General features: G+C 38.5%; 17 protein-coding genes. 7 read left to right on the top strand and 10 right to left on the bottom strand.

Annotated features, from left to right (window positions below; translation table 11 throughout):
- Window positions 1-195: 195 nt before the first annotated feature.
- The 3 genes from AC27GZ_RS03535 to AC27GZ_RS03525 all read left to right on the top strand — a co-directional run bounded on the left by AC27GZ_RS03535 (window position 196) and on the right by AC27GZ_RS03525 (window position 7,045).
- Entirely contained in the window at window positions 196-5,673 is a 5,478-nt protein-coding gene (locus AC27GZ_RS03535) for an Ig-like domain-containing protein (RefSeq protein WP_487093491.1), read from the top strand.
- Window positions 5,674-5,691: 18 nt separating this feature from the next.
- Complete coding sequence (locus tag AC27GZ_RS03530; RefSeq protein WP_487093490.1) at window positions 5,692-6,261, top strand: PEP-CTERM sorting domain-containing protein; 570 nt, start codon at window positions 5,692-5,694, stop codon at window positions 6,259-6,261.
- A 247-nt stretch (window positions 6,262-6,508) separates the two neighbouring features.
- Window positions 6,509-7,045 (top strand): peroxiredoxin family protein, encoded by a 537-nt coding sequence (locus AC27GZ_RS03525; RefSeq protein ID WP_487093489.1) that lies wholly within the window; start codon window positions 6,509-6,511, stop codon window positions 7,043-7,045.
- A 186-nt stretch (window positions 7,046-7,231) separates the two neighbouring features.
- Here the strand turns inward: AC27GZ_RS03525 and ahpF are convergent, their stop codons facing one another.
- From ahpF to AC27GZ_RS03490, 7 genes are all read right to left on the bottom strand, one after another.
- A complete protein-coding gene (gene ahpF / locus AC27GZ_RS03520) occupies window positions 7,232-8,791 on the bottom strand; it encodes an alkyl hydroperoxide reductase subunit F (protein WP_487093488.1) in 1,560 nt (519 codons plus the stop codon).
- A gap of 84 nt (window positions 8,792-8,875) precedes the next feature.
- Entirely contained in the window at window positions 8,876-9,445 is a 570-nt protein-coding gene (gene ahpC, locus AC27GZ_RS03515; protein WP_487093487.1) for an alkyl hydroperoxide reductase subunit C, read from the bottom strand.
- A gap of 221 nt (window positions 9,446-9,666) precedes the next feature.
- Window positions 9,667-10,569: a DNA-binding transcriptional regulator OxyR gene (oxyR, locus tag AC27GZ_RS03510; protein WP_487093486.1), complete on the bottom strand. Its 903-nt coding sequence runs from the start codon at window positions 10,567-10,569 to the stop codon at window positions 9,667-9,669.
- Window positions 10,570-10,589: 20 nt separating this feature from the next.
- Complete coding sequence (locus AC27GZ_RS03505) at window positions 10,590-11,567, bottom strand: sterol desaturase family protein (RefSeq protein ID WP_487093485.1); 978 nt, start codon at window positions 11,565-11,567, stop codon at window positions 10,590-10,592.
- 76 nt (window positions 11,568-11,643) lie between these two features.
- The gene (locus tag AC27GZ_RS03500) at window positions 11,644-13,869 is read right to left on the bottom strand and encodes a TonB-dependent receptor family protein (protein ID WP_487093484.1); all 2,226 of its coding nucleotides are present in this window, start codon (window positions 13,867-13,869) and stop codon (window positions 11,644-11,646) included.
- Window positions 13,869-15,050, bottom strand: a complete 1,182-nt coding sequence (locus tag AC27GZ_RS03495) for an imelysin family protein (RefSeq protein WP_487093483.1) — start codon at window positions 15,048-15,050, stop codon at window positions 13,869-13,871. The genes AC27GZ_RS03500 and AC27GZ_RS03495 overlap by 1 nt, the downstream gene beginning before the upstream one ends.
- A gap of 144 nt (window positions 15,051-15,194) precedes the next feature.
- Window positions 15,195-16,928 carry a DUF4856 domain-containing protein gene (locus AC27GZ_RS03490; RefSeq protein WP_487093482.1) on the bottom strand — a complete coding sequence of 578 codons (1,734 nt, stop codon included), beginning with the start codon at window positions 16,926-16,928 and terminating at the stop codon, window positions 15,195-15,197.
- A 348-nt stretch (window positions 16,929-17,276) separates the two neighbouring features.
- Here AC27GZ_RS03490 and AC27GZ_RS03485 point away from each other — a divergent pair, with 348 nt between their 5' ends.
- From AC27GZ_RS03485 to envZ, 4 genes are all read left to right on the top strand, one after another.
- Complete coding sequence (locus AC27GZ_RS03485; protein ID WP_487093481.1) at window positions 17,277-18,116, top strand: mechanosensitive ion channel family protein; 840 nt, start codon at window positions 17,277-17,279, stop codon at window positions 18,114-18,116.
- Window positions 18,117-18,192: 76 nt separating this feature from the next.
- The gene (locus tag AC27GZ_RS03480; RefSeq protein ID WP_487093480.1) at window positions 18,193-18,690 is read left to right on the top strand and encodes a hypothetical protein; all 498 of its coding nucleotides are present in this window, start codon (window positions 18,193-18,195) and stop codon (window positions 18,688-18,690) included.
- 138 nt (window positions 18,691-18,828) lie between these two features.
- Window positions 18,829-19,551: an osmolarity response regulator transcription factor OmpR gene (gene ompR / locus AC27GZ_RS03475; protein WP_487093479.1), complete on the top strand. Its 723-nt coding sequence runs from the start codon at window positions 18,829-18,831 to the stop codon at window positions 19,549-19,551.
- A 49-nt stretch (window positions 19,552-19,600) separates the two neighbouring features.
- Window positions 19,601-20,896, top strand: a complete 1,296-nt coding sequence (gene envZ, locus AC27GZ_RS03470; RefSeq protein WP_487093478.1) for a two-component system sensor histidine kinase EnvZ — start codon at window positions 19,601-19,603, stop codon at window positions 20,894-20,896.
- Between the two features lie 111 nt (window positions 20,897-21,007).
- Here the strand turns inward: envZ and pckA are convergent, their stop codons facing one another.
- From pckA to hslR, 3 genes are all read right to left on the bottom strand, one after another.
- Window positions 21,008-22,618: a phosphoenolpyruvate carboxykinase (ATP) gene (gene pckA, locus AC27GZ_RS03465; protein ID WP_487093477.1), complete on the bottom strand. Its 1,611-nt coding sequence runs from the start codon at window positions 22,616-22,618 to the stop codon at window positions 21,008-21,010.
- Between the two features lie 309 nt (window positions 22,619-22,927).
- On the bottom strand, window positions 22,928-23,803 hold the full coding sequence (gene hslO / locus AC27GZ_RS03460) for an Hsp33 family molecular chaperone HslO (RefSeq protein ID WP_487093829.1): 876 nt from the start codon (window positions 23,801-23,803) through the stop codon (window positions 22,928-22,930).
- Between the two features lie 125 nt (window positions 23,804-23,928).
- Window positions 23,929-24,342, bottom strand: a complete 414-nt coding sequence (gene hslR / locus AC27GZ_RS03455; RefSeq protein ID WP_487093476.1) for a ribosome-associated heat shock protein Hsp15 — start codon at window positions 24,340-24,342, stop codon at window positions 23,929-23,931.
- Window positions 24,343-24,498: the final 156 nt, after the last annotated feature.

Here is a 24,498-nt window from a genome sequence, read left to right as displayed (position 1 = left end):
CATTGTATTTCAAGGGGTTTATGTTTCTCCTAAATAAAATTGTATAAAAATAAGTCTAATAATTTCGCTGTAGACTTGTTTTGTTGGTGTATAACGATTACATTATATTGTTAACAATAAACTGTAATCAAAATAAAGTTATTAGTTGTAACGTACAGACATAACGCAGTAATAAAAAAGATAAGAGGTAGAGTTATGAATTTATATAGAGGGGTGGCACTATTGGCCGCGTTGAGTATTAGCTCAACATCGACAATAGCAGCTCAAGTAAAAGTTGATATTAACTTAGACACAAAACATGAAGTTAAAGGTGTATCTGACTTCAATCGTAAAAAACATATCACCGTTCATTCAGCCCTTACTGAAACCGATTGGCATGGTGAAGCTGACACCATGAATTACCTAATGAACGATCTCGATGTCTATTTTGGTCGTGATAACGGTATGGCCTCATGGATATTTAAAGCCACAGGACAAGATCCTGAAAATCCGGGTAAACCTCATATTGCTGACCTAACTAACTTTGGTCAATGGCACAAAGATAACATGTACGATAATTTAGCTGAATCTGTTCGTGCATATGAAACCCGTAGTGATGAAATGATTATGGGTATTACTCCTCATGGCCCATTTCCAACGCAGTCATATTGGCCCAAAGATCTCGCGGGTAAAGACGATGAAGCCGGAAAATATATACTTCGCGATATTGCCGATGGCGCCGAATGGGTGGGTGAATATCTTGATCAATTCTTCCGCAAAGATGGCGAAACAAGCGGTGTTTTAATGCCAAAATATTGGGAAGTAATAAACGAACCTGATATGGACATTAACGTTGGCCGAACCTTTGTTATGTCAAGCTTTGAGCAGCTATTTGAATATCATAATTTAGTCGCTGCCGAAATTAAAAGTAAGCTCCCTGAAGATCAACGCCCTTTAATTGGCGGTATGACTTGGGGTTTACACGATTTAGAAAAGCCTGATCTATCAGAGCGCTTTCCAACACAAGAAAAAGCTGTTCGTAATCGTTACTCTTATGAACCCGGTGAACTAGAAGACTTTTTACAAGCAATCACCAGTTCACAATACTGGGCAACGCAAGATGATGCCTATTTCCAGTGGGATGCTATTTGGAAAGGTTTTATGGATGCTTCGGGTGAAAACATGGATTTTTACTCTCTGCATTTATATGACTGGGCACAATTAGGTGACAATCCACGTCAAGGAAGTACCTTCCGTCGTGGTATGAAAACCGAAGCCATCTTAGATATGGTTGAATGGTATGATGCACAAGTCAATGGTGCTGAAAATATAAAACCATGGGTTATTTCAGAATACGGTGCTATTGCCTCAAAACATGGCAAGCTAGAATTTTTAGCAAACGATTATCGCTATTCAGATTGGTTACATTTAAGAACCTTTAACCAAATGTTTATGCAAATTTTAAGACGCCCAGCTCAAGTGGTAAAATCAATGCCATTTGCGCCAATTAAAGGAAAATGGGGTCTACTCACTGGTCCTGATGGCGAAGCTATTCGCTATGAAGCCGCATTAATGCACACTGATGAAGCACTCTCTGCCAATTATGATGATGCCCAGTGGTACGTAACCGATAAAATACAGTGGTATGAATTATGGTCGGATGTAAAAGGTACGCGTATTGATACCCATTCAAGTGATCCGGATGTGCAAGTTGATGCTTATGTTGATGGTAATCACACTTATCTGATTCTAAATAACTTGGAATGGTACGATATTCCTGTTGATTTAGCATTTATGGGGGCTAATGGTAATACCGTTAAAAGTGTTAAAATTAAGCACTCATACTTGGCTGAAGGCTTAAGTCCTACGAATTTAGGTCGCCCAGTTTTAGCTCAAACAACATTAACAAACTTACCGGAGTCAGTAACGTTAGAGCCAGGTTCTACCATCATCTTAGATGTTGAATATAATGCCGATGTTTCAATCACTTCTACCATGCAAGAGAAAAAATACTATGGTGAAAGTTTAGCTGGTGCTGGTAAAGGGTTAGCTGCAAAAGGCCAAGTACATAGAATTACTGGTAACACCATGACAGGTGAAATTAATAATGTTGTTGTACCAACCAATGGTGAAGCGACATTAAGAATCGCTGCTGAGTTTTATCCTTTCCATGCTGCTAAACCCAATAACAACACCTTTACTTTCAACGGACATACATTAGCTGTTCCAACCCAAATTAACCCGAATGCCAGTGGCGTTATGACGGAGCATTATGATTATATGGGACCAGAAGTTGATGAGAGCAGTGTTTCATTAAACTTAATTGAAATTCCTGTGCCGTTAGAAATTTTACAAGAAAATAATGTTATTACCGCATCGGTTGCGTCGGCTCGAACATTTACGGCGATCAGTTTATCTACATGGGAAACTGAGCAAGCATTATCAAGAAGTCAGCCGCAAGCATGTGATCCTTGTATAACGGCTAGCGACATTTCTATCTCAGGCGAAGATAACGTTTTATATAAAAACACTATTGCCTTGAGCGTAGATCTGTTCCCACTAGATACCGATAATAAAGCCGTACATTGGACTAGTTCTGATGTGAAAATTGCTGCAGTTGACCAAAACGGCCTAGTAACAGGTACAGGGCCTGGTACAGCAACAATTAGTGTTAGTACCCAAGAAGGGGTATTAGTTGCTACTCATGTTGTGGATGTCACTACCGTTCAAGCAACGCATGTTGAACTAAGTATTAACGATGCTACGTTAGCGCTTAATGAAACACTTGCCTTAAGTGTCAATATTGAACCACTTAATACTACAATTAAAAGCGTTACTTGGTCTTCATCAAATGAGGCTGTAGCAACGGTTAATAGTAACGGTGTTGTTACCGCTATTAGTGCTGGTGTAACTGATATTACTGTAACCACAGTTGATGGTGGTATCAGCGATGTAGCAAGCATTGAAGTTACTAGTATTCCAGTTTCGTCAATTGAAACACCAACCAATGCGGTTATTGTGTTACCTGGCAGTTTTCAAGCCCAAGTTAACTTAATCCCAGCGAATGCCTCAGATAAAAACATTAACTGGAAAACAGATAACTACACTATTGCGACTGTGGATGATAATGGTTTAATCACAGGGGTATCTGCTGGAGCCACGACTATCACGGCAACATCTAGTGATGGCGGTTTCCAAAGTAATATCATTGTTAATGTTATTGAATCTCAGTCAATTCCTGCATCAGGTTTTATCATTGAAGCTGAATCAATGGCTAATACGGGTGGTTCCTATGGTGGCTTCGATGTTAGCGCTGTAGGTATTAACAATAACCAATCTGGCGATTGGGCTGAATATCAAGTTGATTTCACTAATGCTGGTGTATATCGCTTAATCTTAGATGCTGGTACACCAACCGCACCAAGCAATGGTGTTGAGGTATTTGTTAATGGTCAATCAGCAGGTAGTGCTGACATAGCAACAACCGGCGACTGGGATGTAATGCAAAGTAACGTTATTAGTAATAACTTAGTAATTGCTTCACCAGGCACTCACACCATTCGTATTCAGAGTATTGGTGTTGATGCTAAATGGCAGTGGAATGCCGATAAAATGAGTTTTATTTTACTAAGCAGTTTATCACCAGATCTTGCGCCAGTTATTGAGCAACCAACTGAGCCAGAAGAGCCTATTGACCCTGAAATACCGGCAACAGGTTCATTGACGTTAGAAAATAGCAGCCAATATTTAGCCACAGATTATGTGGTTGGTGAAAGTATTAGCGTATCTGTAAACTATGATGCCGGTGATAACCAAACGGTAACCTCAGCACAAGGTGGCGTTAAGTTTTTCTTACGCGAAATGACCTCAAACTGGGACTTAGTGAATGATGTAATCGGGTTTGATGCCAGTGCCATAGGTAAAACATCAGGTACGGCAACTGCAACGCTCCCACTGGTTGGTTTAACACCATCAGAAGAGTTACCTGCGGGCAATTTTTACTTCTTATTTGCGTCATTTAATTCAACTGACGGTGAAATTTACAAAATTGCCGGCGTACACCCAATTAGTATTGTTAGCACAGCCACTCCGGAAGAGCCGACAGATCCAGAAGTACCAGGTGATCCATCAATTACCTTAGACAACGTAAGTAAATATTTAAATACCGTTTACGGTAAAGGTACTGATATCGATCTAACCGTGTCGTTTAATGCGGGTACAGGTAATACCGTCGCTCAGAGTTCATTTGGCGGTGTAACCAGTGGTTTAATTGTTGTTTTACAAGAATTACGTGCTGATGGCTCGCAAGTTAAGCGAGTTGTTGTCGGTGAATCGAGTATTATTGATCTTCAAAACGGTACAGTGAATGTTAGTTTGCCTTTAGTACACCCTAGCCAAGGGCAACTAGCAACCAGTGACGCATTAAATTCGGGTCATTATTATAACTTAACCGCACGCTTTAAATCGTCAGACGGCAGCACACAAATACTACCGAATGTTTCGCCAATTATGATTGGTGAAGTCACTATAGAGCCTGAAGAGCCAACGGAACCAGAAGAGCCAGTTATACCAGAAGAGCCTACTGAGCCGGGTGAACTACTTGATGGTGAGTCATTTACCATTGAAGCAGAATCGTTCGATGCAACAGGTGGTCGTGTTGCCGGTGTTACTATTGGCGAGAGAGGTATCCCAACTGACCGTCGTACGGTAACCGATAGTAATCAAAATGGCGATTGGGTTGATTATTATATCGACTTCCCAATGGATGGGTTTTATCGCATAGAAATGGTGGCTTCTAGTCAAAACACCAATTCACAAGCAGCGTTATATGTTGATGGTGAAGCTATTCAAGAAGTGCCGGTATTTACAGGTAACCAAGGAATATTTGATAACTTCGTGTTAACGGAGGCGACATATATAACCGCAGGTACTCATACAGTTCGTATTGAAGCAACCTCAGCCGGTGGTAATGGTTGGATGTGGTTTGGTGATACCGTAACGTTCACCGCCTTAATCGCAGACGAGCCGGTGGAGGTTATTCCACCATCATTAACGCTTAATGATGCCAGCTTGTATACATCAGAAACTTACATTGTTGGTGGTCAAATAGAAGTAATCACTTACTTTGAAGCTGGCACTGATAACTTTGTGACTGATCAATTCTTAGGTATGCAATACAAGCTTGTTGAAATGACGCCAGAAGGTCAGAGCGTTAATGAGGTAACGGCTAACGATATTAGCATTATTGAATTGCAAAATGGCGTATCGACAGCTGTCATATCATTAGCTGGGTTAACCGCATCAGAACAACTTACTAACGGTAATTATTACCTACTGACAGCGCGTTTTGGTACGACAGCTAATGGTGTACAAAACCTAGAAGCCATTTCTCCAATAAGCATTGAAGGTGATTTTGACTTAGACGGGATTGCTGATTCATTAGACCCTGATGATGATAATGACGGTGTTGATGACGCTATTGATGACTTTCCAAATGATCCAGTATATGGCGTATTAGGTGATTTTGATGGTGACAATGACGTTGATAGAAAAGATATTTCTTACTTCGTTCGTGCAATGCGTAACCCTGAATTGCACAGACCAGAATTTGATTTTAATGGTGACGGTAAAGTACACCAAAGCGATGTTAGTCAATTAAGAAATTTATGTACACGTACTCGTTGTGCTGAATAATAGATTAGGAGTAGTAAAATGAAAAAATTATATATGTTATCAATGTTATGCCTGATGAGTTTTCAAAGTAATGCTGGGCTGATAATAGATGCCGATGCCAACACTTATGAAATTGGCGACACCATTAACATCAATCTAAGTTATGATGCCGGCGCACCTTTGGGTGGCTTACTGGATATGAATTTTGATGCATATGCTTATTTTAGTTTCTCAGAAGATAAAGCAAGCTTTGATATGGAATCACTTCCTGCACAATACGCCAATGCAGATCCATTTACACTGGTTGACTATGATGTGTTGTTTGATGAATGGACATACAGTTTAAGCACTTGGGGCTTTGAAGCACCTTTTGCAGCAACGGATACTGTACTTGATTTAGGCAAACTAAGTTTTATTGCCAATGATCTTGGTAACTTTGCTTTTAATGTTTCTGAGTTTGGTTTGTCTGACTATGTTGGCTTTTATGATGCAGATTATGGTATTAGTCATTCAATTAATATTGTAGAAGCTGAAATACCTGAGCCTTCAACACTGGCTATATTTGGCTTAGCTTTGGCTGGCTTAGCAAGGTCTCGTCAAAAAGCTTAATAGGTTTATTAAGTAAAAGACAATAAAAAGGAGCCTTAATTCAGGCTCCTTTTTTTTATGCTTAAAATGTGACTCGTCATGAATAAGATTGATACTTTAGCCATAGACCGTATGCTTGCTGTTACTGTTTGAGCTGTTTACTTCGCACTTTTTTGTATCAATTATCAAAGCACTTAATTAAAAGAGCGTATAAACTACACATACTGATAAGTAGCTCCTTATTCTCTCAACTATAGGTTATTTCTTTATGATAAAGTTATTAAAAATCGTTTTATGCACACTTTGTTTTATCACCAGTTCAGCTCACGCGACTGATTTAAAAGTAGGGGATATAGCGCCTAACTTTAAACTACAAGCAACAACAGGTGAGTTTTATCAACTTAGTGATTACCTCAATAAACAAGCGGTGGTTATTGCTTGGTACCCTATGGCAAATACTAGAGGTTGTACTATTGAATGTAAGTCATTAGTCGAACAAGGCCATTTAATTAGAGCATTTGATGTTAGCTATTTTATGGCTAGTGTTGATCCGTTAGATGATAATCGTGACTTTGCCAAAAAAACAGGTGCCGACTTTCCAATGTTAAGTGATCCCACAAGAAAGACAGCAAAAGCTTATGATGTTTTAAATTTTATGAATGTTGCCAGTCGAGTGACTTTTTATATCTCTAAAGAAGGTAAAATTATTAAAATTGATGAAGATATTTCACCTAAAACTGCGGCAGAAGATATGGCAAATAATTTAGCTCAGCTTGGTGTTAAGAAAGCTACGTCAAAGAATTAATAGCCTGAATTTAAGGTTGATTTGTAAAGTATTTATGCTCGAAATGCTGATTTAATGACAATTGAGCAGTTATCGAAAATTACCCACTTAACAGTAATTAGGGAGAAAGAGCTTTTAAAGAAAAGAGTTAGGGAGCGACTAAACTAGCACTACGGGAATAAAGCCAGTTTAGCCGTTTGAAAAGGTTTAGCTATCTTGACGAATCAAGTAATCGAAAGCACCTAACGCTGAAGTTGCGCCACTGCCCATGGCAATGATAATTTGCTTATACGGGCTGTCAGTAACATCACCTGCAGCGAATACACCTTCCATTGACGTTTCACCTTTGTTTGAGGTGATGATCTCGCCTCTGTTAGTTAATTCAATGCTACCTTGTAGGAATTCACTGTTTGGCATTAGGCCAATTTGAACGAAAATCCCAGCTAACGAAATACTATGGTTTTCACCTGTTTTACGGTCAAGGTAACTTAAGCTAGTAACACGTTTACTGTCGCCTACAACCTCTGTAGTTTGTGCTTCAGTAATAATAGTAATGTTGCTTAATGATTGTGCTTTTTTAACTAGTACTTCGTCTGCACGTAAGGTGTCAGCAAATTCTAAAACAGTAACATGTTCAACAATGCCTGCTAAATCAATTGCAGCTTCAATACCTGAGTTACCACCACCGATTACGGCAACGGGTTTACCTTTAAATAAAGGGCCATCACAGTGTGGGCAGTAAGCAACACCTTTGCCACGATACTCTTGCTCGCCAGGTACATTCATTTCACGCCAGCGCGCACCTGTGGCTAATACAACCGATTTACTTTTAAGTAGCGCACCATTTTCTAGCGAGATTTCAACTAAGCCTGTTTCTTCATTGCGTGAGATTTTACTCGCTTTGTTGTTATTCATAATATCAACATCGTAATCACGCACATGTTCTTCTAAACTTGCCACTAACTTAGGGCCTTCCGTGGCTTTAACAGATATAAAGTTTTCAATGGCCATAGTGTCACTGACTTGTCCGCCAAACCTATCGGCAACTAAGCCAGTATTAATACCTTTCCGTGCTGCATAAATAGCTGCTGCGGCACCTGCAGGGCCACCACCAACGACTAAGAAGTCGAAGTTATCTTTTTCAGCTATGGCGTTTGCTTGACGTTGGCTAGCACCTTTGTCTACTTTGTTTAAAATTTCGGTTAATGAGATACGGCCTTGGCTGAATTGTGCACCGTTAAGGTATACAGTTGGTACAGCCATAATATCGCGATCAAATACTTCAGTTTGAAATAACGAGCCGTCTATCATTACGTGTTTAATTTGCGGGTTAATAGCCGCCATCATATTTAACGCTTGTACTACTTCAGGGCAGTTTTGGCAGCTAAGTGAGATGTAAGTTTCAAATAGGTATTCCCCTTCAAGGTTACGAACTTGCTCAATCACCTCTTTCTCAATTTTTAACGGGTGAGAGCCACTGTGAAGTAATGCCATTACTAATGAGGTAAATTCGTGTCCCATTGGAATACCAGCAAAACGCATTTCACTATTCGTTGCTGTACCACGTACTAACATTGAAGGTACACGCTCACTGTCATCTTCACCTTCAACAACTGAAACTAGAGGAGATAATTGCGCTATTTGTGCTACTAATGTGCTTAATTCTTTGCCTTTTGGGCTGTCATCGGTAAAGGTGATTAGCTCAACAGGTGTTTTTAAATTTTGTAAATAGTTCTTTAATTGTGCTTGTAAATTTGTGTCTAACATAATGACCTCTAAACGATGAAAAAATTGGAGAGTGGAATGGCCACCTGATTGTGGCCATTTAATACGTACTCTTAATTTTTAGTCTTAGATTTTACCTACTAAGTCTAATGATGGAGCTAGTGTGTCAGCGCCTGGCTGCCATGCAGCAGGACATACTTCACCATCGTGCTCAGCTACGTATTGAGCAGCTTTGATTTTGCGTAGTAATTCTGATGCGCTACGGCCAATACCTAGGTCGTGTACTTCAGCTACTTTGATTTCGCCTTCTGGGTTAACAACGAATGTACCGCGTAAAGCTAAACCGTCTTCTTCAATCATTACACCAAAGTTACGAGTAATAGCACCTGTAGGGTCGCCAATCATTGGGTATTTGATTTTGTTAATTGTGTCAGAAGCATCATGCCAAGCTTTATGAGTGAAGTGTGTGTCAGTTGATACTGAGTAAACTTCAACGCCCATTTTTTGTAACTCTTCGTAATGGTCAGCCATGTCACCTAATTCAGTTGGACATACGAAAGTGAAGTCAGCAGGGTAGAAGAAAAATACAGACCATTTACCTTCAAGATCTTTTTCGCTTACGTCAATGAAATCACCATTGTGAAAAGCAGTTGCGTTAAAAGGCTTAATTGTCGTGTTGATAATTGATTGGTTCATAATGAACTCCTATTTAGTTTTAAAGTGTATTTGTTTAAGTCGAGGTAATAATAAATCGAGGAGTTTGATTTGTATAATCGATTGTTTTTATCATTTTGATAGATTTTTTCTATCGTTATGTGTGAGTAATACTATTCAGTCTAAACATTCACAAATAAATCGTTATTTATCAGTTACTTATAAAAGGTAGAATTAAATAGATAAAACTACATTGATAAAAGCTATGCAGGATAAACTTTATTGATGGAGGCTTTTATATTGTTAATAATGGTATTGACGCATTCTAGGCGAGAGTAATTGGGGCGAATTAGCAAAGACACTTCACGAGTGGGCTGTGGAACTTTAAAGGTGCGGTATTTAATATTGTCATTTTCTGCGTGGTTTTCGATAGCTAATGCAGGTAATAAGGTGATACCTAAATTACTGGCAACCATATAGCGTAAAGTTTCTAAACTGGTAGCTTGAAAACTATTATCTTCACGAGCGCCGGCAGCAAAACAATAACCCATAGCTTGATCTTTTAGGCAATGCCCATCAGCGAGGGTAAGAATTTTTTCCCCTTGCAAGTCACCTAGCTCTAATGTTTCTTTATGCGCTAAAGGGTGATTCATAGGCGTAGCTAATATCAAGGGTTCATTAAATAAGTGATAGCTTTCAAAACTGTGCATATCTTCTAGATAAGGCAGTATCAGAATATCAAGCTTACCTTCGTCTAATTCTTCTAACAAAACCTTAGTTTGGTTCTCATGCAAGAAAAAATTAATATTGGGTAGTGCCTGATTCAATGAAGACATGATATGAGGCAATAAATAGGGCGCTAGGGTTGGGATTAAGCCAATGTGTAAATCACCGGATAAGGGATCTAATAAGGCTTTGGCTGACAATTCAAAGTCTTTCGCCGCTAATAATACCTTGCGTGCATCTTTAACTAGCTGATTGCCCGCTGGCGTTAACATGACATTTTTTCTATGACGCTCAACCAGTTGCAAGCCAAGTTGATCTTCTAGCTTCATTAGTTGGCCACTTAAAGTCGGTTGGCTGACAAAGCATGCATCGGCCGCTTTACCAAAATGCTTGTGGGTATCAATAGCGTCTAGGTATTCTAAATCACGGAGTTTAATCATGTTTTTAGTTTCCCATAAACTTACTTAGTTTTAGCTTGCATTGTATTCGCCATTTTATTACGTATTCTTTTAGTACATAACACAAAGGGTTGAACGTATATATTACGCAATGTGGAGTGATCTAAATCTTGGTGTTTAAGACCAAAGGTAACTTCTTTGACCGATGATGCGAGATTATGACAGTTAAATATTCTATCCCAAATTGCTAAGGCCGTACCAAAATTTGAATGGTGGTATTTTGGCTGATTACTATGGTGCAGCTGGTGCTGTGCAGGGCTTAACCACCATTTCTCAATAGTATCGCCAAAGCTTAAGCGAATATGACTATGCCTTAGATTAGAGCCAAAAAAGTTAAATAAAAATACAAAGAGATTTGCCCCTAAAATATCCATCATTTTTAAGGTTGGTCCGAAAAAATAATAACACACACCAACCACTATGCCTTGCGTTAAAGCCATGCGACAAGCATAGAGATAACTCTCTACTGGGTGAGAGCGATAAATAGTAAAGGGTGTTAATACTGTTGCTGAGTGATGCACTTTATGAAATTCCCATAAATAAGGAATTCTATGCAGTAAATAATGCAAGCCAAAACGAGTAAAATCATCAACTAAAAATAAAAATACCGTAAAAATTATCGTGATAGTAGCTGCCGGTAATGCAATAAAATTAGCAGGGCCAAAAGCAAATTCTAGAATAGAAGTGATCCCAAGTGCGAGCGGAGCCATGGTTAAAATGATAAATGGGAATAGCGCTGCTTTTATTAATTTATTAATAATCAGTAATGCATAGTCATGTCTAGCGGAGCGAGAGGTATAAACTTTTTTAGGGAAAAGGTAAGCGAAAAAACCGACGACTGAATGGTTGGGAAATGCGTGCCAATATACGGGGAGTGCTAAAACAATAGCTGAAGCGATGTAAATCCAAAAAATACGTTTATTAGCATCGGTAAAGTAGCTTAATAGTTCGGTTAGATTAATGGATAAAAAATCGAGCATAAACGGGGTTCATCTTATGATAATAAGGCAGTACACGTTATTATACTGCCTTCATTGTTAAGTAATAAAACCGACACTAAAAGTTGTATTTGTATCCTACTTGTAACTGTTGAGGCTTGCTAGGTCTAGCGCCATAGGGGCGACGACTAATAATTTCTTGTTCATCAAGTACATTATCAACTTTGACGTAGACTAAACCGAAGCTGTTGAAGTCATAACTTGCGGCTATATCTAGCACAATATAAGCATCAGTCGTTACTCCTGATAATACTACATCGTCGCCAGAGGCTTCTAACATGCTATCAATGTAGCGAGCAATGAGATTAACTTCCCATGAATTACCCAGTAAACCTGCATTAAATGTTAGCTGATTTTCAGGCAAATAAGGCAACTCATCACCTTTGGTAATTGTTCCCCACATAGGAAAGTCAGATTCAAAGCTAGTTTTAAATTCAGAATTTGTATAGGTGTAAACGAGTGATAGTGGCACTTCTAAACCATTATCCAGAGAGATATTATGCTTGGCACTAAGCTCTAGCCCTATAACAGCTACTTTACCACCATTAAACTCTTCATCTAAATTATCAGAGCAACTGGCAGCTGCCGAAAAAGTACAACTTTCTTTTAGGTTTTTAATGTCATTGAAAAAGCCTACTATTTCAAGTTGGCTATTGCCGTTATTGTAACGACCACCAAGTTCATAATTAATACTATTTTCTATCTTAATTTCTGGGCTTTCTTTAGGACTGGTTGGAATAAAACCCTCATGAATACCAAAAAATAAGCCAGCATTATCAGTGATGGTATAAAAACCACTGACACTAGGTAACCAAATACTGTTTTCTTTTTTCAGCCAATCATCGTTTTTATCTGGTGCTTTGTTTTGATATAACGAGTCAAAATATTCGCCGCGGATACCAAAGGTTAAATCGAGCTTATCTAAGCTTATGGTATCTTGTAAAAATACCGCTAGCGCATCTGTTTTCTCAAGGTTGGTTGTGGTGGCAACTGTTTCAGAACCATCACTTACTAACGTTGCTGATTGCATTAAGTAAGCATCTTCAGTATGAAAACGTTGAATTTGATCTTGATGAAAACGAACACCAAGATTAAATTTGTGCTTCAAACCAAATAAGGCCAATGAAGTATTAAGCTCACTTTGAATACCTTGTGAGTAATACTCTCGGTGATTATCACCTAAGATAATTTTTTCATACTCTCTTTGAGTGTCACGTTGACCTGTCAGCACCTGATAAAACTGAGCATTAACTTCATCATAAGGATTAGCTAAAATTTCTTGTAGATCACGGTGCACAATACCATTTTTAAAACCGTTGATTTTATACCATGAGCGTTCAAAATCATTACGATAAATACGGGTGGTTATATCTGTGTTATCAAAGCTAATATAATGACTTAATTGTAATTGTTGATGCTCCCAATCCATTAAATCATTTTGACTAGCTACATAACGACGGTTGGGATTATTGGCAAAATCATCATCGGTTAACCCTAAATAGGTTTCATCGGATAGCTCATCTGAATAACCGTATTTTAATTCCACTAATTGCATGACGTCTTGGCTACTCAAGTCATATTGTAGTTTCACCATAACATCATCTTTGTTGAAGCCGGTTTTACCACCACCATCAAGTTCTTTAAAACCATCAGCTTCTAAATGGTTTGCTTCGATTAAATAACCAAAATTACCATTAGTATTACCGTAATGAGCACTGATTTTTGCAAAACCATCACTACCAGCGGATAAGTCGATAGCACCTTCACCTGACTCAGGGATTGCCCGTGTTGTCATGTTTAATGCGCCTGCAACCGTATTAGGGCCATATTTGATCGCTGAAGGCCCTTTAAATACTTCTATGGCAGTCATTTTACTCATCATAGGAAAGTAATAGGCGGCAGGTGCAGAGTAAGGCGCTGGGCCAATTAAGACACCATCTTCCATCACAGAAATCTTCTTGCTTCGCTCAGGTGTGACGCCACGAAACCCTATATTGGGTCGTAAGCCGTAGCCATCTTCTTCGCGAATATTTACGCCGGGGACGTTATAAAGCACCCGATTGATATCATCAAATTTAAACTTTTCTAATTCAACTTCACTGATTAATGTCGCTGAGCCTGATTCCTTTCTTAATTTATTGCTGTGACCAATAATTTGAATTCTTTCTGTTAAAGCTGCTGCTGCATTATTTTTTTCATCATCTGATGTTGATTCATTGGCAATAGCGGTATGAAACAAACTCATGGTAATGATCGCACTAAGGTATTGTTTTTTAGTAATCATTAGTCATTGTCTCCCGCTGAAGTTTGTGGCAGTTCAAGCGCAAGGCTGTTAATAAAGTCTACTTTAAGTTTATCGGTTACCTTTTTTATTTCAGCGTGAGTTTGCTCTACTTGCTCAGGGTTATTGGCGAGGGTTTCTGCTAAAGATTGTTCGTAGGCGTTAAGATCTGCAATTGCATTAGTAATATCATTACTCATGGTATTGGCGGTTTCTTCATCGCCAACATCAATTAAATACTCTTCAAAACCTAGCCCAGTCTCACCGGTAAATAGTTTCTCAAAACCCAGTAAATTGTTAAGGATATTAGTGAGCGAGTGATTACTATGTTTGGACTCTACTGCATCAGGGCAGGCTTGTGAGCCACATTCATTGGCAACTAAACCTAATGGCTCAGCTAATTTGCCATCTTTAGTGGATGAATCTAAGTAAAACATAACATCACTAAGACGGTTAACCGCATCATGCTCTGTGGTAAATTCACTATCAACACCGCCGGCTTGTTTTAATTTAGCAGCATAGCCATCATCAGCTAACCATAAGTCAAGCAGGTGGTTAGCATTATTACTGATGTCATTGGCTACTTCGCTAGCAAAATTACAACGAGCAAGTTTTTGTTCAGATTCAGTGAGGGTATCCCAGATAGGAGGCGCTGAACTTGCTTCACAGCTGTGGGCAAGATTAGGGTTAAATAATAAATATTCTAATGCGATTAAACCTTTTCTTGAAGGCGTTCTCAGTGTTATATCGTATGGTTTGCCATTAACAATACCTTCACGAAAATAAACAACATCGTAATCAACACCACAGTTATTAATCGTTGGCCAAGAATATATTTTATTGCGCAGTGAGCCATCGTCGTCTTGTAGAGGCCCAAGTAGCATTAATTCAGCTTGCTGCCAAATATCCATGGTATTTCGCCATTGAGTTTGGGCGGCTTCATGGGCTAGTGTTAATTCAGCTTGTGTTATTTCTAGATTTTGAAATGCTTGCTCAGCAGTACAATAATCAGTAACCGCACTAGACTGTTGTACAGCTTGTACTGAAAAGCTCTCAAACGTTGGCGTGACAACATTGTCTGTTAATGCTGTGATCATAGCGAGTTGGTTAAACTCTGTGTCTGTATCTTTCTTTTGATCATAACCATCACCAGCTGTTGAGCTAGTGTCTTGGTTACAAGCCATAAGCAACAGACAACTTGAAGTCATAACTGACAGTAATTTTTTTCTTAAATAGAACACAAAAATAAACCCTTAAGACGACGAAAGCTTGAACTATTGCTAGTTCAAGCTTAATACTTGTATCAATATTTTTAAGCTATTGATACATTACCAGTTTTGTACATTCTCTGCATCAAAAGATAAAGCTGCTTGAATAATATCTCTAGCAGTAATTAAATCAGCTTGATAAGCCGCGACATTATCTGCGGTATCAAGTACTGGCATATTACCAATTAATGTATGAATCTGCTCAAAGTCTGCATCTGAAATGCTTGAATAAGGATTAAATTGTAACCCTAATGCAAAACCTTTTAATTCAGAATAATGTTTCGCTAAATCAACATAGTTAAAGTCACTTGTACCAAAATCATCTAAATCAGCATGCGTATCATTGATATAGTGTATAACAGTTGATGCTATGGTTCTTTCCCATGCATCTACGGCAATATCACGTTGTTCTATCAATGAAGTCATTTGTGCTTCAGTTAACGCCATGCCTGCATTTTCATTGATAATATTACGGCCGGCTAAAAATGCTTCCATAATATCGGTAGTGAAGTCTGTTGGCATAGTATTGCTTGCAGTATTTAAGTCACGCTTTGCAGCATTAGCAGCATTACCTAAAATCACTTCAGAAGTCAGGTCATATAGTCCGTCACCATCAGTGTCATGCATACCGTTCCAGTCACTGCGACCTTCTTCGTCAGAGGTTACTTTAGCGCCAATTTCATAGTCGTTATACGCTAGGTAATCGACTGTTGCACCTAGGTAACCAAAGCCTTCATCAAATTGATGTTCTAAAGTTGAGTAAGGATTAGTACCACCGCTTTGTGAAATGTTATCGGTAGTTAAACCTTTACCGTCAGTATCTTCGCCTAAGTAATCGGCCGTTGCTTGTGAGTAGGTAATACCCATCAATAAGAATTTCTGGATTAATTGTTTAAGATCGGTACCGTCTTCATTAAGGTAAACTTCGGTAATGTCATCGCCGGTAACTGATTGACGTACTACACCATTTAAGTGTTGCTCAGCATTATCAGCTAATTGACCAAAAAACAGGTCGACTAATTCAGTAGGAGTGATTGAACCTGTAGCGCCCCAACCAGCGAAATCTCCGTTATTCCAATCTTTTTCCTGACCGCCAGTATCATTACCGGCTAACTTGCCTACGAGGTTTTTGTGAGAACCTGAAATATCGGTAATAAAACCTTGTTTAGCATCGTCGATAAAGGTAATTGGGAAGTTATCGTATTGTAGCTCTGTGGTACGGAAGTATTTATCTAGTTGAGCAATTACAGCATCACGTGTTGTTAACGTGCCGTCATCTAAGTCGGCTTTTAATTGATTGCCAATATAGTGGTTTAATTCAGCGATTAGTACATGACGCGCTGTTTGACCAGTATATGAAACAGATGAATCACCTTCGATAAATTTGCTGGCAAAAGTGTAGGTGTCTAGTAAATCATTAACTTCAATCGTTAGTGTTTTTGAGAAAGTATTTGAGCTGCTATCTGTAACTGTTACGCTGACATCAATTGTTTGCTCGGCTTCATAATCAAGGCTCGTCTCTGCAGCAAGTGATAATTCACTGCCTGATACAACGAATCTCTCATCATCAACCGTGTAAGTAAACGTATCTCCGCTATCGGCGTCAGTCGCAGAAAGTGTGCCGATTACGGCAGCAACACTATTCTCGTCAACACTTGTATTGCTTAAGCTAATATCGGTTGGCGCTGTATTTGGCGTTTCTTCTACGGGTGGTTTATCACTACCACCAGATCCACCACATGCTGTTAAAGTTGTTATTATTGCTAGAACTAGAGCATTTTTCTTAAAAGTCATTTTTTCACCATCACCTTGTAGAAATGAAAATTTTATTATTTTTTTGTCTATATAGAATGGCGGTATTTTAAACGCAGAAATTGTAAATGTAAATGATATCGGTTCTTATTTGTATTATTTTTTGATATAGATTAAACAAATATAGATTAAAATTTTTTTTCGATGTGAAAAATGAAGTTTAGGTAGCTATTTATTTTGTTTTTGTATTGGTTTTTTTAGCCTAAGGAAATGAAAATGATGGCTTGGTGTCTTCGAAAAATAATAGTGTTCACCTTTTTAGTTTAAATTTACAGGTTTAAAAAAAGTCGTTACAATCGTAAAAAAAATGTTAACCCTTAAGGTATGTATATGGAAGTTGATATAGAAAAAATAGAAAGTTATGCACAAATGGTTGGTGAAATGAGCTTGCAGTTCGGTATCAAGTTTATTTTAGCGGTTGTTGTATATTTTATTGGTAAGTGGCTAATTGGTAAAATTGTTGGTTTGGTTGAGTTAGGGCTTAAAAAGAAAGCTGTTGAAGTAACCCTTCATCGCTTTTTGTTGAGTATTTTAACGACAGTATTAAAAGCCATTCAAATTATCATCTTTGCGTCAATGATAGGCATTGAGACTACATCACTTATTGCTATGTTAGGTGCTGCTGGTTTAGCGATTGGCTTAGCATTGCAAGGAAGCTTGGCGAATTTCGCTGGCGGTGTTTTAATCTTATTATTCCGCCCTTTCAAAAAGGGTGATGTGATTGAAGCTCAAGGTTACCTTGGTGGGGTTGAAGAGATTCAAATCTTTAATACCATTTTAAAAACGCCAGATAATCAACGTATTATTATTCCAAATGGCCCTCTATCTAATGGTTGTATTAAAAACATTAATATTGAAGGTACACGACGTGTCGATTTCGTTTTCGGTATTGGTTACGATGACGATGTAGTTAAAGCAAAAGCTATTTTAATGTCTTTAGTAGAAGCTGATGAAAGAACCTTAACTGATCAACCTGCTGATGTTTGGCTTGGTGAGCACGGTGACAGCTCTATTAATTTATACTTACGCCCATGGGTAAATGCTGATGATTATTGGCCATATTACTTTGGCATGATGGAAAAAGTGAAAGCAGCATTTGATAAAGAGGGTATTAGCATTCCTTACCCTCAACGTGATGTTCACTTACATCAAGTAGCAAGTAGCAAGTAGCTAGAATCTTTAGTTATAAAGGTTATACTTAGCTTACTGATTACTAAATTTAGGAAAAGTAAGCTAAGGTTTGTTAATGAAAATATTTCCAACCCCTTTCATTGTCGTACTTTTTTTACTGGTAACCTCTTTACCCGTAACAGCCTTTTCGACTAATGCTAAAGCGCCTCAGCCGACACCTGAACATAATGCGTGGTTAAAGAAAAAGTTTAGTCATCAGCATGAGGAATTAATTCCTGTTGTTGCTGTGGCTGATATATTCTATGCCTGTAATAAAAAGCGTAAAGTTGATCCCGTTAACTATCAACTCAATGATCTGATTACAAAAATGGATAAAAACCTGTTAGCTGAGAAGTTATCTCTGTGTCTTGGGGATGATAATATGCAATCTGAGGTAGCACTCAATTTTGGTTTGTTAGGTTGTTTTCATGACCAATTAGCGCATTTACCTAAAGCCGAACAACAACAAAAAATGGCCTTGGTTAAAAAAGCTATTTTGTCTTTATCTCGCAGTGAACGCAAAAAAAGTTTTACGCAATGTGTCACCGAACAAGCTATTCAATATCTAGAATAAGTAACATAATTCGTATCTATTCATAAATTGTAACAAATAGCCCGAGATATTTACGTCTCGTGCTTTTTAAAGTGTTGTGATATCGCTTATAGTTGTTTTAACTTAACAGCCAAATTCTAAACATATTAAGGGCTTATTATGACCCAAGAAACACAAAAGATCTTAGTCGTTGATGATGATATGCGTTTACGCTCATTACTCGAGCGTTATTTAGTTGAACAAGGGTTTGCGGTTCGTAGCGCAGCAAACTCAGAGCAAATGGACAGGTTACTAGAGCGTGAAAACTTTCATTTACTTGTGCTCGATTTAATGTTGCCAGGCGAAGATGGACTTTCTATTTGTCGTCGTTTACGTCAGCAAAATAATAACTTACCTATTGTGATGTTGACAGCTAAAGGTGATGAGGTTGATCGTATTATTGGTTTAGAAATTGGTGCCGATGATTACATGCCAAAACCGTTTAATCCGAGAGAGTTATTAGCACGCATTAAAGCAGTACTACGTCGTCGCGTTCAAGAGGCTCCGGGTGCACCGTCACTAGAAGAGAATAATATCAGCTTTGGTGAATACCAATTAAACCTTGCCACCCGTGAAATGGTTAAAGGAGATATCAGTATGCCATTAACCAGTGGTGAATTTGCCGTGTTAAAGGCTTTGGTGACTCATCCTCGTGAGCCATTATCTCGTGATAAGTTGATGAACCTCGCCCGTGGTCGTGATTATTCAGCGCTGGAACGAAGTATTGATGTACAAGTGTCACGATTACGCCGTATGCTAGAGAAAGATCCTGCGAAGCCTCGTTATTTACAAACAGTTTGGGGCTTAGGTTATGTTTTTGTGCCAGACGGTGCTGCAGTTTAGTATGCGTGGTTGTAGCTGGGACTTTCGTCGCGTACTTTAGGTTGTTTATATGAAAATAGTGCCCCGTAGTGCCTTTGGGCAAACTGTATTACTGATTGGCTTCTTGCTATTTGTGAATCAAGTTGTTTCGTATATCTCTTTTGCCTTGTATGTTATTGAACCTAATCAACAGCAAATTAACCAATTATTAGCAAAGCAAGTACGTGTTGTTTTTATTGATATTAAGGACGCTCGTTTAAGCCCTAAAATGGCGGAAGCTTTTCATCGGGAAACAGGTATTGGTGTGTATCGTGAACGAGACGCATTAAAGCTGGGTTTAGCTTCAGCGGGTTACTACCCGTATCGAAGTGAGCAAATGTCAGCATTACTTGGTGGGCCAGCAGAAGTAAGAATATCGCAGGGAGATGAGTATCTCTTTTGGATTCGCCCTCCGCAAGCACCCAACTTATGGGTTAAAATTCCTTTACTTGGTTTAGAGGAAGCTAACTTTTCACCGCTTATTTTCTTTTTAGGGATTATTGGCATACTGAGTGTTGTTGGTGGCTGGTTATTTGTAAGACAATTAAATAGGCCATTAAAATCACTACAACGTGCAGCTGAAGATGTGGGCCGTGGTGACTTTCCTGATCCGTTAACCGAACATGGCACCTCTGAAATTATGGCGGTAACGCAAGCTTTCAATCATATGTCTAAAGGTATCAAACAGTTAGAGGATGATAGAAATTTATTGATGGCAGGTATTTCTCATGATTTACGCACCCCATTAACACGTATTCGTTTGGCAAGTGAAATGATGTCAGAGGCAGATGAGTTTTTAAAAGAAGGCATTGAGAATGATATTGATGATATGAATAATATCATTGATCAATTTATTGATTACATTCGTCATGACTCTAAAGATAAAGCGGAATTAGGCGATTTAAATTTATTAGTCGAAGAAGTCATACATGTAGAAACACCAAGTGATCGGAATATCCAGCTAAATACTGGTGACTGCCCTAAAATTCCATTACGTCATGTAGCGATTAAGCGCGCTTTAGCTAATTTAATACAAAATGCTATCCGCTACACAGACGGTGATATTGAAGTATTGACGGGTGTCGATAAAGCAAGTGACAGTGCTTATATTATTGTTAGTGATCATGGCTCAGGTATTCCTGATGCAGAGATTGAGCGTTTATTCCAACCTTTTACCCAAGGAGATAAAGCGCGAGGTACTGAAGGGAGTGGTTTAGGGCTTGCAATAATTAAGCGTATTGTTGATACGCATGGTGGCAGTGTAGAACTTTCAAATAAAGTCTCTGGTGGCTTACAAGCGAAAGTGAGTTTGCCATTGAAGTTTTAAATGCTAGCTTTAGTGTCGAACAGATAATATTGAGTGACTATTAAATGCAATAAAGCCGTATGTAGATAACACATACGGCTTTAGTTTCATTAATTAAAATTAGTGGCTTTATTAAACCTGTGGGCCTGCGGCAACTAATGCTTTACCGTTGTCAGTATCGGTGAATTTATCAAAGTTACTTACAAAGCTTTTCGCTAAATCAACCGCTTTATTATGCCATTCGCTAGCATCTTGATAGGTATTTCTTGGATCAAGAATACCGTCTTCAACACCATCAACTGCATTAGGTACCTCAAGGTTAAACATTGGTATTACAGTCGTTTCTGCATCGTCAATTGAACCATCTAAAATCGCATCGATAATAGCGCGGGTTGCTTTAATTGAAATTCGCTTTCCTGTGCCATTCCAGCCGGTATTGACTAGGTAAGCTTCAGCACCTGCATTGGTCATGCGTTTACGTAATACTTCAGCATATTGTGTTGGGTGTAAGCTTAAGAAAGCTGCACCAAAACAACTTGAGAAAGTAGGTGTTGGCTCTGTAATACCACGCTCAGTACCTGCTAATTTTGCTGTAAACCCAGATAAGAAGTAATACTCAGTTTGCTCAGGTGTTAACTTCGCTACTGGTGGTAGTACTCCAAACGCATCAGCTGTTAAGAAGATAACTTTATTGGCATGGCCTGCACGAGAAATTGGCTTAACAATATTATCAATGTGATGAATTGGGTAAGAAACACGAGTGTTTTCTGTACGTGAATTATCATCAAAATCTATAGTACCATCTTCTGCTACAGTCACGTTTTCTAATAAAGCATCTCGTCGAATGGCATTGTAAATGTCAGGCTCATTCTCTTTGCTTAACTTGATGGTTTTAGCGTAACAACCCCCTTCAAAGTTAAATACACCGTTGTCATCCCAGCCGTGCTCATCATCACCTATTAATTGACGTTTCGGGTCGGTAGAAAGCGTTGTTTTTCCTGTGCCAGACAAGCCGAAAAATACCGCTACATTACCGTCTTTACAAACGTTAGCACTACAGTGCATAGAAGCTATGCCCTTTAACGGTAGTAGGTAGTTCATCATCGAGAACATACCTTTTTTCATTTCGCCGCCGTACCAAGTTCCACCAATTAACTGAATACGTTCGGTTAAGTTAAATGCGACAAAGTTTTCAGAATTTAACCCTTGCTCTTGCCAATTTGGATTTGTGGTTTTAGCACCATTCATTACAACGAAATCAGGTTGGTAAGTTTTCAGCTCTTCATCGCTTGGACGAATAAACATATTTTTAACGAAATGAGCTTGCCAAGCAACTTCAGTGATAAAGCGTACTTTTAAGCGAGTGTCTTCGTTGGCACCACAAAAGGTGTCAACGACAAATAAACGTTTGCCAGAAAGCTGAGTTGTTACCAAACCTTTAAGCTCAGACCAAGTTTCTGGTGTCATTGGTTTGTTATCATTTTTACCTTGATCAGACCACCAGACAGTATCACGTGTAGTGTCATCACGAACAATGTACTTATCTTTAGGTGAACGTCCGGTAAATATACCCGTGTTAACATTAACAGCACCAAGCTCTGTGACTACACCTTTATCAAAACCTTCAAGGCCAGCTTTAGTCTCTTCAGTAAAAAGTAACTCATATGATGGGTTGTAAACAATTTCAGATACATCGTTAATGCCGTATTGTGACAAATCAATTGAGCTTTCTTGGGCGGTCATAGCAAATTCACTCCTAAGGTATGACAAATTTTAAAATAGTGTTTGGTTTTATGAAACTAGGTGTAAAAGTTTTCATGGCGCCATTCTATGGTAATAACGAGCAAAACGAAAGTAAAAAAATAGCTAATTTAAAAGTTTTCATTATAAGCAACATGAATGATGGAATTGAATGGCTATTATTGTGGTGTAATTTTTCAACAATAATGGTGGTAAGGGCTGTGTAGGAGGAGTGGTTTGGCATGCTTTTAAGTAATAATCATCCAAAAGCATGCCAAAAAGAAAATTTATGAGCGAGTTGAAAGTTAGTGATTAGTGGTTTTGTTTCGAAATGAAACTTTTTAAATCTTCCTGATAAAAGTCATAACTTGTTAAACAATACTCACAAGTCATCGAAATTTTTCCGTGTTCAGTGAGTATTGCTTCAATTTCATCCGGTTCAACTTGTGAAATCGCCGCTAAACATTTATCTGTTGAACAACCGCAATGGTAACTCACTTGCTGTGGTTCAAAAATACTGACTTTTTCTTGATGATATAAGCGATAAAGTAAAGCTTGTGCTTCAAGAGTAAAAATTTCTTCAGCTTTTATAGTATTGGTAAGTTGAGCTAAATGTTCAAAGTCACTTTCATGCTGTGCTTTGTTATCTGCACTGCCATCACCATCCGGCAATAATTGGACTAGGCTGCCTGCTACTTGTTGTTTTTCATCATCACAAAACAACCAAATCTTAGTCGCTATTTGTTCAGACACTTCAAAGTAGTGAGCTAAACATTGCGCGAGCGTTTCTTGCTCTAGCGCGACAACACCCTGGTATGGTTCACCTTGTGTTGGCCTGATCGTAATGACCATAGTGCCTTTACCAATGAGTTCAAGTAAATTTTCTTCATTAGTTATCGTTGTTGCTACTTTGGCAATACCACGCATTTGTTGATTGTTATCCCCATTAACCGACATATAGCCAAGTGGGCCGTCACCTTGTAATTGTACGGTAATTTCACCTTCAAATTTTAATGTGGCGGTTAGTAAGCAAGTTGCTGCGAGTAATTCCCCGAGTAATGTGCGAACAGCTAAAGGGTAGTTATGATTTTTAATGATGCTTTGGTAGCTTGTACTTAATTGTACTAATTCCCCACGAGCATGCATGTCATCAAATAAGTAGCGATTTAATTGATCTATCTTGGTCATGTCAATGTTCGACATAAAAGTTCTATCCTGTATTTTGGGTATAGTGGTTATTGTCTAAATGATAGCTAAATTTTTATGGGGATATTATATACGCAAACTATTTGAAGATGTAGGCACAAAGGCAATTAAATACGTGCTTTAAATTCCCGTAATTTTCGGCGTTGCTTCTTATCGGGTTTGGTTGCTGAAGCAGGGCTGAGTAGAATACCTTGCTGACGCGCTAGGCTGTTTTTTTCTCTTATTTCAACACTCTTATTTGTTTCTTTATATAAGGTTTGCGCAAAACTAGCATCGCGGCGTTTATCGGCTACAGCAATAATTTCAACCTCTTTTTCATCAAAACCTTGTCTAAGTTTTATTACATCGCCAACAATGACAGCCTTACCCGATTTAGTGCGTTGACCATTATAAAAAACTTTTCCGCCATCTATCATTTGCTTAGCAATGGCACGGGTTTTATAAAATCGCGCCGCCCATAGCCATTTATCAAGGCGTGTTGTTAGTAACTCCGTTGAACTTTCTTTATTTTCAGTTGCCATAAAAGGGTAATTTAGCGAGTATAAACTAGCAATGAAAATACCATAATCTATCTACGTTTAGCCATTAATTTGTAATTAATAGGTAAAATTTCAGCCTATCGCTTGTTGCTAAGCTTGGGGTCAAGTATTATCGGTCACTTGTGTATTTAATGTTAA

Source organism: Colwellia sp. SU-HH00943, from assembly GCF_057546125.1.
The sequence above is the reverse complement of the archived record's forward strand: the minus strand, read 5'-3'. Positions and strand labels throughout refer to the sequence as shown.